This window comes from Xenorhabdus sp. PB30.3 (genome assembly GCF_963895965.1).
Classification (GTDB): domain Bacteria; phylum Pseudomonadota; class Gammaproteobacteria; order Enterobacterales; family Enterobacteriaceae; genus Xenorhabdus; species Xenorhabdus stockiae.
The window spans coordinates 24,759-37,801 of sequence record NZ_CAWQMW010000132.1; the positions used below are offsets into that span (position 1 = coordinate 24,759).

A 13,043-nucleotide genomic window follows, 5' to 3' on the forward strand; every position below is an offset into this window, starting at 1 on the left:
TGCTCCTGGGGATGAACTCCCTTGCTGCCGCGATGCAACTCGAAATCCATAGGGTATAGGATAATTATCCGGCATTTTCCTGCCGGTAAGCCAAAGCAACAGCCAGTGATTGCACCAGACATAACGTGGCAGACTGGGAGCGGAATGCATCAACTTTTGCTTCCTTCACCACAAAACAAACATCGTTAAAACTCGCTAATGGACTGATTTGGCTGTCAGTAATCACAATCTGTTTTGCTCCAGCCTGTGCAGCTCTTTCACTGACCATCACGGTTTCTTCGGCATAGGGGGTAAAGCTGATGGAAACAACTACATCATTTGCCCCAATCATATTCATTTGTTCGCGGAACATACCTCCCAGACCATCTACCAGCAAAGGGCGACATTCCAGATGGCTCAGGGCATAGGTTAAGTATGATGCGACACTGAACGAGCGGCGCAGCCCGATAATGTAGATATTTCGAGCATTTGCCAGTAAATCTACTGCCTTATTTAAGTCTTCTGCCGGAGTACGGGCGGCAAGTTGCTGCATCGCCTGCCCATTGGAATGGGCAAATTCCTGCAAAATATGTAGTGGGTCTTCCACTTGCTGGTTATCACCATCCAGTGCTCTGAACAAGCGGGCACGGTCAGTATAACTGGCGGTTTCTTCTACCAGATTCATGCGAAATAACTGTTTCATCTCATTGAACCCGTTGAAGTCAAAGGCATTGGCAAAGCGGATAAGAGTAGAAGGTGGAACATCAGCCTCTTTTGCAATAACCGCAACCGTATCAAATGCCACGCTATTGGTATTATCCAGAACATACCTTGCCACTTGCTGTAACCGCTTACTTAACTCGTCATAACGAGAGTGAATTTGTTCCTGTAGTTCGGGCAGATTCGATGCAGCAGACATAATGTCTCCCTAATAAATTGTAATTGCACAAAAATAGCGTGTTGATCACATTAATAAAATAGTATTTCAATTCGGATTGAAAATGAAATAGATATTTCATATATCTTTAGCATCGTGATTCAATTCATAATGATTCAACTCATCTTACGTGGTTCAGCCTGTATGTGGTTAGGCCTATACACAATGGATTTCAAGATGCATCGCGGCGGCAAGGGAGTTCATCCCCAGGAGCATAGATAGCTATGTGACTGGGGTGAGCGAGCGCAGCCAACAAAGAGGCAACTTGAAAGATGAAGTGTATATAATTGTATTGAGAGAGGCTCAAAATGGAACAGATTAAAAATTTTATTGGCGGGAAACTTATCAGTAGTCAAAGTGTACGAACCTTACCTGTTTTTAACCCTGCAACGGGGGAATCCATTCGGCAGGTTGCATTGAGCACAGCCCATGAAACAAAATCTGCTATCGAATCTGCCCATCAGGCTTTTGAGGAGTGGTCTAAAACCTCGCCATTGAAAAGGGCACGGATCATGTTCAAATTTAAGTCACTCCTTGAGGAGAATCAGTCAAAGCTGGCTCGTCTGATTTCCGAAGAACATGGGAAAATCTATTCTGATGCTGTGGGAGAACTGACTCGTGGCCTTGAAGTGGTTGAGTTCGCCTGTGGCATTCCTCACTTACAAAAAGGCGAGCACTCTGCCAATGTAGGGGCAGGAGTAGATAGCCATTCTCTGATGCAGCCTCTGGGCGTATGCGCAGGAATCACCCCATTTAATTTTCCTGCTATGGTTGCAATGTGGATGTTCCCGATTGCGTTAGCAACAGGAAACACGTTTGTTCTGAAACCTTCCGAAAAAGATCCCTCTCTCTCTATTGAACTGGCTAAATTGTTACAGCAGGCGGGGTTGCCGGATGGTGTATTCAACGTCGTACAAGGGGATAAGGAAGCCGTTGATGTCTTGCTGACCGATCCACATGTTCAGGCTGTAAGTTTTGTGGGCTCAACACCGGTTGCCGAGTATGTTTATGCAACGGCATCAGCACATGGTAAGCGTTGTCAGGCGCTGGGCGGCGCGAAGAATCACAGTATTCTTATGCCGGATGCTGATTTGGAAATGGCTGCAAATGCCATTATAGGGGCCGCCTTTGGTGCCGCAGGAGAACGCTGTATGGCACTGTCTGTTGTTCTGGCCGTAGGGGATGAAATAGCGGATGAGCTGGTAACAAAACTTCGGCAGCAAATTGACAGAATGGTTGTTGGTGCAGGGATCAGCGAGGGGCGGGAAAACGATATGGGGCCGGTCATTTCTGAACAACACAGGTCAAAAATCTGTGATTACATTAACAGTGGTGTGGAGCAGGGAGCAAAGCTGCTGGTGGATGGGCGAGGATATCAGGTCACAGGCCATGAGAACGGTTATTTCGTGGGGCCAACTTTGTTTGATTATGTCACTCCAGAGATGAAAATTTATAAAGAAGAGATCTTTGGGCCTGTACTATCCATTGTGCGCGTACCTGATTATCACACCGCACTGAAATTGATTAACCATCATGAGTACGGTAATGGCGCTGCTATTTTTACCCGTGATGGTGAAACTGCCCGTCAGTTCAGTGAAGATGTACAGACTGGTATGGTTGGCATCAATATCCCTATTCCTGTTCCTATGGCATTCCATAGTTTCGGGGGCTGGAAACGTTCTATTTTTGGTCCGCTGAATGTACATGGCAATGATGGTGTACGTTTTTATACCCGCATGAAAACAGTCACGAGCCGTTGGCCTGCAAGCGTTCGTCTGGAACACCATAGCAGTAGCTTTGTTATGCCAACGATGGAGTAATCCTATGAATACCAAGCCCATAAATACTGGCTCTGTAAATATCAGCTCCATGAAAGCATCGGCAACATCTTCTCAGGCAAAGCACACTCAAAAAATGACTATGGCTCAGGCTTTGGTCAGGTTTCTCAATCAGCAGTATATCAACGTTGATGGAGAGGAATTACCCTTTGTCTGTGGTGTTTTCACCATATTTGGTCACGGTAATGTTGTGGGGTTGGGGCAAGCTCTGGAACAGGAGCCGGGGCATCTTCGAATCTATCAGGGGTGTAATGAACAGGGAATGGCACACATAGCCACCGGCTTTTCCCGGCAGAAAAAACGGCGACAGATTTTTGCTGTCACTTCCTCTGTCGGGCCGGGCGCTGCCAATATGGTTACAGCCGCAGCTACAGCAACGGCTAACCGTATCCCACTCCTGTTATTACCGGGAGATACTTTTGCATGCCGCCAGCCAGATCCGGTTTTACAGCAGGTTGAACAGTATTGGGATGGCACTATCAGTACCAACGATTGTTTCCGGCCTGTTTCCCGTTACTGGGATCGCATATCCAGACCTGAACAATTAATGGCTGCGATGATTCAGGCCATGCGGGTATTGACTGATCCGGCAGATACCGGTGCAGTGACTGTCTGTTTGCCACAGGATGTACAGGGAGAAGTCTGGGATTACCCTGATTACTTCTTCCAGAAACGGGTACATCATCTTGAACGCCGGCCTGCCTCCTTATCCCGTATTCAGGATGCGGTAGAGCTGATAAAACGTAAGAAAAAGCCATTACTGATTTGCGGGGGAGGAGTACGTTACTCCGGCGCACATGAAGCTTTCCGCCAGTTTGCAGAAACTTTTAATATCCCATTTGCAGAAACACAGGCAGGAAAAAGCGCCATTGTTGCGGCACATCCGTTGAATTGCGGTGGAATCGGTACAACGGGGGGGCTGGCGGCTAATTTGCTGGCTAAGGATGCGGACTTAATCATTGGTGTCGGCACACGTTTTACTGATTTCACAACGGCATCCAAATCCTTGTTTCAAAATCCGCAAGCTGAATTTCTTACCATTAACGTGGCAGAGTTTGATGCCTACAAACTGGATGCCGTCGCAGTGATTTCTGATGCAAGAGAAGGGTTATCTGCGATGACTCAGGCATTAGCAAAAACGGGATGGCATTCCGGTTGGCAACAGGAGGTTGCTCAGGCTAAATCAGTCTGGCAGGAGGAACTGTCACGGCTGTTTTCTATCCAGTATCAGGCCGGAGACAGGCCAGAAATTGCAGATCATCTGGATGAGAAATTAAATGAATACAGTGACACATTGCAGACTACTCTGGCACAGACGCGCGTACTCGGGCTGATGGATCAGTATCTGGAAGATAACGCCATTATTGTTGGTGCGGCCGGTTCTTTGCCGGGGGATTTACAACGCCTGTGGCAACCCAAAGAGCCGGATACCTATCACCTTGAATATGGCTATTCCTGTATGGGATATGAAATTGCCGCAGCACTGGGGGCAAAAATTGCCTGCCCTAACCAGCCAGTTTACGCAATGGTGGGGGATGGGTCTTATATGATGTTACACAGTGAGTTACAAACGGCGATTCAGGAAAACATCAAAATTATCGTGTTGTTATTTGATAATGCGGGGTTTGGCTGCATCAATAACTTACAGATGAGTCAAGGCATGGGTAGTTTTGTGACAGAAAATCGGTATCGCAATCAACAAAGCGGTCGGTTGGATGGCGCACTGGTTCCGGTGGATTTTGCCAAAAATGCAGAAAGTTACGGCTGCAAAAGTTATCGGGTGCATAATGAACAACAATTGATTACTGCTTTGCAGGACGCCCGTAAACAACCATGTGCCACTCTGATTGATATTAAAGTGCTGCCGAAAACTATGACCCACGATTATGAATCATGGTGGAGAACAGGAACAGCTCAGGTTGCAGATAACCCGGCGATTACCACTGCGGCTGAAAATATCAGGCGGTATGTGGAGAAATATACTCGGCAGTACTAGTATTCTTATATACTGTTTCATGTCTTTCATCTGGCCGTGAAATTGCTCTTTTTATATAAGGTGTGGAATGTTTATTTCATGCCAAACTCCTTCTTTATCTCTTCACTACAATTGTAATTTCAATGCGTTCAACTTTTCTGTAGTTGAGTGCTTTACTTTTATTATTGCATGATTTTAATGGGTTTTTATTAATTCATTCAGATCTGATAGCTTGTTTTTCGTGATAGATATAACACTAATTACATCATTTTCATCTCAAAATGCTAACCGCCTCTAAAAAATAAAATTTCCAATGTTTGTTAAATTGAAATAAATATTTTGGTTGATATATTTTTATTCAAACCCAAAGCAAATATACCCGATGGATTTCAGAAGATGTCTCATAACGAAGTAATCTGAAAGACGACGGGGATACAGAGGTATCAAGGAGCATTCATGTTTAATATTGCATTATTTGGTGCTGGCAGAATTGGTCTGGTGCATGCGGTTAGCATTGCCAGTCATAAAGAAACCTGCCTCTACTCTGTCGTTGATCCTTATCAGGTAAATGCTGAAACACTGGCACAGAAATATCAGGTCAAAATACAAACAACTGAAGAAGCAATGTCTGATCCGGAGGTTCATGGTGTACTTATTGCTTCAGCAACAGATACGCATGCTGATTTAATCGAACAGGCTGCCCGCAATAATAAAATGATTTTCTGTGAGAAGCCGGTCCACCTTGAGCTTGAACGGGTGCAGCAATGCCTTGCTGTGGTAAAAGAGTGCCAGGTTCCTCTGTTTGTCGGCTTTAATCGTCGCTATGACCCTCAGTTCCGTCAGATGAAAAATCTGTTTCATGCAGGAAAAATCGGTAAGGCAGAATCCCTGATGATCACATCCCGTGATCCTGCTCCGCCACCCGCTGAATATATCCGGGTTTCCGGTGGTATGTTTCGGGATATGACGATTCATGATTTTGACATGGCCCGTTTTATTATCGGAGAAGAGCCATGTGCTATTTATGCACAAGGCAGCAATCTGGTTGATCCTGCCATTGGCTCAGCGGGTGATATTGATACTGCGTTTATTGTGATGAAATTTCCTTCCGGCGCTATGGTGAGCATCGCTAACAGCCGCCGTTCGGGGTATGGCTATGACCAGCGTCTTGAACTGCATGGTGAAAAAGGTTTACTGACAGCCGGTAATATTAAGGAAAATAGTGTGGAGTTATGGGGAGATAACGGGTGTCTTTCCGCTAAACCCGAACATTTTTTCCTGCAACGTTATCGTGAGGCATATATCGCGGAATGGGATCATTTTGTCGATGTTATGGCTGGCAGAGCTACTCCAGAAACAACCGGTTTTGATGGTGAACAGGCATTATACCTTGCTGATAAGGCGCTGGAATCCCTGTTGTCCGGTAAAGAAATCAAATTATAGATCATAGAAAAACAGGGGAACATTACATGTCAGCTTTTCTTTCTTTTATTGGTTTTACCCTGCTGGTGGCAGGGATTGCTTATTATAAAACAAGGAATAAACATTTAATTGATTCCACTGAAGGTTATTTTCTAGGTGGGCGCTCTCTGACCGGAGTTTATATCGGCAGCTCAATGTTATTAATGAATTTGTCTACAGAACATCTGGTTGGTTTAAATGGACTGGCATTCAGAACGGGATTTATTGTTATGGCATGGGAAGTTATAGCAGCCTTAACTATTGTACTGTTTGCCATTTACTTCCTGCCTAAATATTTAAAATTGGGAATATCAACAATTCCAGAATATTTAGAACGGCGATTTGACAAAAATACTTTACTGATTACCTCTGTTTTATTTCTGGCTATGTATGTTATTTCGTTATTGCCTATCGTGTTATATACCGGAGCTATTGCGCTGGAAAGTTTATTTCAGGTTTCTCAGGTATTCAATGTCGATAAAACCACTGCGTTATGGATTATGGTCTGGGGTGTCGGCGGGCTGGGTGCCATTTACGCTATTTTTGGCGGAATTAAAGCGATTGCTGTAGCCGATACCATCAATGGTATCGGGTTAATTATCGGCGGAGGCATCGTTACGATTTTTGCCTTACTGTATGTCGGGGATGGCAGTGCCTGGCAAGGCCTGACCGATGTTTATCAGGCTCACCCTGATAAATTTAACTCCATTGGCAGTGAAGATTCACTTGTTCCATTTTCAACCCTGTTTACCGGATTGATCATTTCCAATATGTTCTTCTGGTGCACCAACCAATCCATTGTACAAAAATCATTGGGTGCGAAGAATCTGGCGGAAGGGCAAAAAGGGGTCATGTTATGCGCTGTATTAAAATTGCTTATTCCTTCCATCATTATTTTACCGGGTGTTATTGCATTCCATATTTTTAATGGGCAAATAGATAACCCGGATAATGCCTACCCCGCATTAGTACAATTAGTTTTGCCTAAAATTCTGGTTGGCTTTTTTGCTGCGGTAGTTGTTGGGGCTGTATTCTCTACATTCAGTGGTGGCCTGAACTCCTCTGTTACTTTATTTACTGTCAATATTTACAAACAGAGAATTAACCCGAATGCCAGTGAGGCTCGAAGTGTAGCTGTAGGAAAATATTTGGGTATTGCTCTGGCGTTGGTAACTATGCTGATCGCTCCGCTCGTTGCAAATGCACCTGATGGTTTGTTTTACCTGATCCAACAATTACAGGGGATTTTTAATGCTCCTATTCTCAGTGTTGTGCTGGTTGGGCTGATGACAAAACGTGTTCCTCCGATTGCAGCAAAACTGGGGCTGCTGTTTGGTATGTCAGCATATATTGTTTGTAACTTTATCCTGCATATTGATATCCATTTCTTCCATCTGGTTGGCATCTTATTTGTGTTGAATGTCATTTTTATGCTGACAGTTGGTTATTTCTTCCCTGCTGAAAGTTATGAAGAAGTGTATACAAAACAGGTGGATATTACCCCGTGGTCAATGGTGAAACCTATGGGATGGCTAATTACACTGGCTGCTATCTCAATGTACGTTTTTCTGGCTCAGAATGTGCCGAATTATGTAATGACACTTTATTATCTGTTTGCAGCCGGAATTCTGGGATATGTCGCTTATCAAATCAGTAAAGTATTGTCTAAGCGCTCCATTCATCGTGAAAACGCCTAGAAAATCTGAGTGATAGGGAATCCAAATAATATGAAAGAAATTCGGATTGGCCTGATTGGCGCGGGATATATCGGGCGTGCCCATGCTATAGCTTACGCGCAAGCACCGACGGTATTTCCATTAAAAGGAAAATTAGTACGTGAAATGATTGCCGGGATCACACCGGAGCTTGCTCAGACTCAAGCAAAAGAACTCGGTTTTCTACGCTCAACGGGCGATTGGCGAGAACTGGTTGCTGATCCTGATATTGATGTAGTTGATATATGTACGCCAAACTTTTTGCACAAAGAAATGGCATTAGAAGCCATTAAACACGGTAAACATATTTATTGCGAAAAACCACTGGCCCTGAACTCCCATGATGCAAAACAGATGGTGGCAGCAGCCACTATAGTCGGAGTGAAGACGCTGGTGGGGTTTAATTATATGAAAAACCCGACTGCTCAGCTGGCTAAAGAGATTATATCGAATGGTGAGATTGGCGAAGTTGTGCATTTTTACGGCACACATAATGAAGATTATATGGCTGATCCCCTGAGTCCGATTCATTGGCACTGCTTTAAGAATGAGGCTGGTTTGGGCGCATTGGGTGATCTTGGCGCGCATATTATTAATATGGCGCAGTATCTGGTGGGAGATATCACAACTGTTTGTGGTGATATGAAAACAATTGTGAAAGTACGCCCTGAAATATCGGGTTCTTCTGTATTGATCCCCGTTGAAAACGAAGATCAGGCTCATGCAATGATACGCTTTGATAGCGGAGCTATAGGCGTGATTGAAACTTCCCGCATAGCCTGTGGCCGCAAAATGGGGCTGACTTATGTCGTCACAGGAACTAAAGGCACTTTGAGTTTTACTCAGGAACGAATGGCGGAGCTGAAACTCTACCGGCACGATGAACCGGCCAATCGTCAGGGTTTTAAAACCATCTTGGTCGGGCCGGAACATCCGGATTATGCCCCTTTCTGTCACGGCGCCGGGCATGGCATTGGCTTCAATGACCAGAAAACCGTGGAAGTGAAAGATTTAGTTGATGGTATCGCGTTGGATCAGGATATCTGGCCTGATTTTACTGAAGGCTGGAAAGTCTCTCGCATTCTGGATGCGATTGTTTGCTCTCATGAACAAAAACGCTGGGTTAACGTCATTGACATTAATTAAATCTCGCAGTTAGCGACATACATGGGTTAGCAACATAAGTTAGCAAAACGCACATTGGGTAAGAGGTGGAGCGATGGAGCAACATAAAAAGTTTGATGTTATCTGTATGGGACGTATTGCGGTTGATTTATATGGTCAGCAGATAGGGGCACGTTTGGAGGACATGACCAGTTTCTCTAAATATCTGGGAGGCTCTTCTGGCAACGTAGCTTATGGTACAGCGCGTCAGGGATTAAAATCATCCATGCTGGCCAGAGTCGGTGATGAGCATATGGGGCGTTTTCTGCGTGAAGAGTTGGAAAGGGTAGGGTGTGATACCAGCCATTTAATTACTGATAAAGAGCGTCTTACGGCTTTGGTGTTACTCGGTATAAAAGACAAAGAAACTTTCCCGCTGATTTTCTACCGTGACAATTGTGCTGATATGGCGATTACCCGCGATGATTTCAGTGAGGAATATATTGCTTCTGCCCGCTGTTTGGCGATTACCGGAACCCATCTTTCTCACCCGAAAACCAGAGATGCCGTGCTGACCGCATTGCAATATGCCCGCCGTAATGGTGTAAAAACAGTTATTGATATCGACTATCGCCCTGTTTTGTGGGGGTTGACTTCGCTGGGTGACGGCGAAACCCGCTATATCGCTTCAGAGCAGGTGACTGCTCAATTACAGGAAGTCCTCTCTCAATTTGATCTGATAGTGGGTACAGAAGAAGAGTTTCATATCGCTGGTGGCTCTAAAAATACTTTAGATGCCTTACGCAGCGTCAGGAAACTGAGTTCTGCCACTCTGGTCTGTAAACGTGGGGCACTAGGGTGCTCTGTATTTACCGGGAATATCCCCGAGACTCTTGATGAAGGGATCACGATTCAAGGCGTTAAAGTAGAAATACTGAACGTGTTGGGAGCGGGGGATGCGTTTATGTCTGGTCTGTTGCGAGGGTATCTGAATAACGAAAGTTGGGAACAAAGTTGCACTTATGCAAATGCCTGTGGCGCTTTGGTCGTTTCACGGCATGGCTGTGCGCCTGCAATGCCGGATAAAACAGAACTGGATAACTATATCGTGCGAGCAAAAAAACTTGCATCAACAGCAACAGCTTATCGCCCTGATTTAGATATCCACCTGAATCATATTCATCGCGTGAGTAGCCGTCATAAGCAGTGGCAGGAATTGTGTGTCATGGCGTTTGATCACCGGATTCAGTTTGTTGAAATGGCACGTGAAGTGAATGCCAGTCTTGAGCTCATTCCACCTCTGAAAAAATTGTTATTCCAAGCCAGTCAGGAGGTGAGTACAGAAGCTAATCTAAAAGGTCACTCAGGCATATTATGTGACAGTACTTTTGGGCAGGACGTTCTTGATGCTGCGACCGGGCAGGGATTATGGATAGGACGTCCGATTGAATTACCCGGCTCCCGTCCACTCTGTTTAGAACATGGAAATATTGGTTCCCAGCTGGTCAGTTGGCCATTGGAACATATCGTGAAATGTTTGGTGTTCTTCCATCCTGAAGATAACAGCACTCTGCGTCTGGAGCAGGAAGAAATAGTGAAGGAAGTTTATGCAGCCTGTTGCCAGTCAGGTCATGAGCTACTCTTAGAGGTGATCTTGCCATCAGGAATGACACGTTCAGATGAATTTTACCTGCGTGCACTCAAGCGTTTCTACAATCTTGGTATCAAGCCTGACTGGTGGAAATTGCCTCCTGTGCAATCCACAACGTGGGATCAAATTGAAAAATTGATTATGCAACGGGATCCTGATTGCCGTGGAGTTGTGATTCTGGGGCTGGATGCACCCGCAAAAACACTCAAGGCAGGTTTTAATGCAGCAGCAGGTAAATCTATAGTCAAAGGGTTTGCCGTTGGCCGAACATTATTCGGTAAAGCATCACAGAAATGGCTGGCTGGTGAAATTGATGATGAGACACTCGTTCTCCAAGTAAAAAAGAACTACCACAATCTGATTAATGACTGGCGTCAGCGTGATGAAAAAAATGCAAAAGAAGAACTGAATCCTCAATATACAGGAGAACCGTCATGACCGTTCAACTTGGCATCAACCCTCTGACATGGACTAATGATGATCTGCCTTCTCTGGGAGCAGAAACATCGCTGGAAACTTGTTTATCAGAAGGGCGTCAGGCAGGGTTTGCGGGTTTTGAGTTGGGCAATAAATTTCCCCGCCAATCGCAGATATTAGGGCCTATTCTGGCTTCCCATTATCTGAAATTGGTATCTGGCTGGTATTCCGGGCAATTGTTGACACGCAGTGTTGAAGAAGAAATTGCAGCTGTTCAGTCACATTTAACACTGCTGCGTGAACTGGGAGCGACGGTGATGGTTTTTGCCGAAGTGACAGACTGTATACACGGTGACCAGACTAAGCCCGTGCATTTACGCCCCCTTTTTCCGGCAGAGCGCTGGCAGAAGTATGGAGAAAAATTAACAGAGTTTGCCCGTTATACCCAGTCTCATGGGGTTCAGATTGCTTATCACCATCATATGGGAACAGTGATTGAAAGTGCTGAAGACATTAATCATCTGATGGAAAACACGGGTGAAGAGGTTGGGCTGTTATTGGATACAGGGCATTTAACTTTTGCCGGAGATGATCCACTGACTGTAGCAAAACGCTGGGGTAAACGAATTAACCATGTGCATTGCAAAGATATACGGCCGGAGGTACTGGAAGATGTCAAAAACCGGAAAACCAGTTTTCTGGATGCAGTGTTAAGTGGTGTTTTTACTGTGCCGGGTGATGGTTGTGTAAATTATTCATCTATTTTCAATGTATTGAGAGACAACGACTATCACGGCTGGCTGGTTGTTGAAGCAGAGCAGGACCCTGCAGTTGCACACCCGCTGACTTACGCCACATTAGGGTATAAAAATTTACATCGGCTTGCTAAAGATGCAGGGCTGATGTGAACACTGACATTAAAAAGTGACCTTGAGGTAGATTGTATGTCTAAGCTGCTGTCAAAATATCATAAACCCGATCAAAACAAGCGGACACAACATATCTCGCCAAAAATCGCAAACTGGGGATATGTTCATTTTGATGTTTACGAGCTGGATACGGGGGAGTCAATAACATTGGCTGCTTCTGAAAATGAAACCTGTCTGGTTTTAGTTGCAGGAAAAGCAACAGTGAACACTGCTCAACAGCGATTTGAACAGATCGGTGATCGTATGAGTCCGTTTGAGCGTAAAAAACCTTATGCTGTCTATATTGCGCCACATGAGGTGATAGAGATTATTGCTCAAACCCATCTTGAACTGGCGGTTTGTCAGGCAAAAGGGAAAGGAAATTATCCAACCCGCTTAATTACACCGCAGGATATTGGGGCTGAACAGCGGGGAAATGGGAATAATCGTCGTTATGTACATAACATCCTTCCTGATCACCAGCCAGCTGATAGCTTATTGGTAGTGGAAGTTTATACTGATGAAGGTTGTACCAGCTCCTATCCCAGCCATAAACATGACACTGATAATGAACCTCAGGAAACCTATTTGGAGGAAACTTATTATCATCGTCTGAACCCACCACAAGGCTTTTGTTTACAGCGTGTTTACACTGATGATCGCTTATTAGATGAAACCATGGCGGTGTATAACAAAGATGTGGTGATGGTTCCGAGAGGGTATCACCCTGTAGCAACAATTGCCGGATATGATAGTTATTACCTGAACGTAATGGCTGGGCCTACGCGTAAGTGGCTGTTTACATGGGAAGCAGATCATCAATGGGTTAATAGTGACGCATACGCTGAAAAGCACAGTAAGAGCTAAGAGTTTTTTATTACGTGCACAATGAGCTTAAAGATAATACTTGATGGTTAAAAATAAATTAAAAGACGAAAAGTAAATTGCAGATTACTGACAAAGTGCTGGTTTTTTATCCGGCACTTTGATTTAATCAAATTCCGTTCACCCGACGGAGCTTGCCGCCATGTTAAGAATACCCCCTCCCCAGACTTTCC

General features: G+C 44.8%; 9 protein-coding genes. 8 read left to right on the plus strand and 1 reads right to left on the minus strand.

Translation table 11 applies throughout. The features are described 5' to 3' along the window. Positions 1-64: 64 nt before the first annotated feature. The gene (locus AACX38_RS11645; protein WP_228864386.1) at positions 65-898 is read right to left on the minus strand and encodes a MurR/RpiR family transcriptional regulator; all 834 of its coding nucleotides are present in this window, start codon (positions 896-898) and stop codon (positions 65-67) included. 326 nt (positions 899-1,224) lie between these two features. Between AACX38_RS11645 and AACX38_RS11650 the strand changes: the two genes are divergently transcribed. From AACX38_RS11650 to iolB, 8 genes are all read left to right on the plus strand, one after another. Next, a complete protein-coding gene (locus tag AACX38_RS11650; protein ID WP_228864387.1) occupies positions 1,225-2,736 on the plus strand; it encodes a CoA-acylating methylmalonate-semialdehyde dehydrogenase in 1,512 nt (503 codons plus the stop codon). Between the two features lie 49 nt (positions 2,737-2,785). Beyond that, positions 2,786-4,750, plus strand: coding sequence for a 3D-(3,5/4)-trihydroxycyclohexane-1,2-dione acylhydrolase (decyclizing) (gene iolD / locus AACX38_RS11655; RefSeq protein WP_228864394.1), 1,965 nt, complete (start codon positions 2,786-2,788; stop codon positions 4,748-4,750). Positions 4,751-5,185: 435 nt separating this feature from the next. Then, positions 5,186-6,172 (plus strand): inositol 2-dehydrogenase, encoded by a 987-nt coding sequence (gene iolG / locus AACX38_RS11660; protein WP_228864388.1) that lies wholly within the window; start codon positions 5,186-5,188, stop codon positions 6,170-6,172. A gap of 26 nt (positions 6,173-6,198) precedes the next feature. Next, positions 6,199-7,887 (plus strand): solute:sodium symporter family transporter, encoded by a 1,689-nt coding sequence (locus AACX38_RS11665; RefSeq protein ID WP_228864389.1) that lies wholly within the window; start codon positions 6,199-6,201, stop codon positions 7,885-7,887. A 30-nt stretch (positions 7,888-7,917) separates the two neighbouring features. Then, a complete protein-coding gene (locus tag AACX38_RS11670; RefSeq protein ID WP_228864390.1) occupies positions 7,918-9,051 on the plus strand; it encodes a Gfo/Idh/MocA family protein in 1,134 nt (377 codons plus the stop codon). A gap of 73 nt (positions 9,052-9,124) precedes the next feature. Beyond that, positions 9,125-11,098 carry a bifunctional 5-dehydro-2-deoxygluconokinase/5-dehydro-2-deoxyphosphogluconate aldolase gene (locus AACX38_RS11675; protein ID WP_228864391.1) on the plus strand — a complete coding sequence of 658 codons (1,974 nt, stop codon included), beginning with the start codon at positions 9,125-9,127 and terminating at the stop codon, positions 11,096-11,098. Further along, positions 11,095-11,985, plus strand: coding sequence for a myo-inosose-2 dehydratase (iolE, locus tag AACX38_RS11680; protein ID WP_228864392.1), 891 nt, complete (start codon positions 11,095-11,097; stop codon positions 11,983-11,985). The genes AACX38_RS11675 and iolE overlap by 4 nt, the downstream gene beginning before the upstream one ends. A gap of 36 nt (positions 11,986-12,021) precedes the next feature. Then, positions 12,022-12,852 (plus strand): 5-deoxy-glucuronate isomerase, encoded by an 831-nt coding sequence (iolB, locus tag AACX38_RS11685; RefSeq protein ID WP_228864393.1) that lies wholly within the window; start codon positions 12,022-12,024, stop codon positions 12,850-12,852. Positions 12,853-13,043 lie beyond the last annotated feature (191 nt).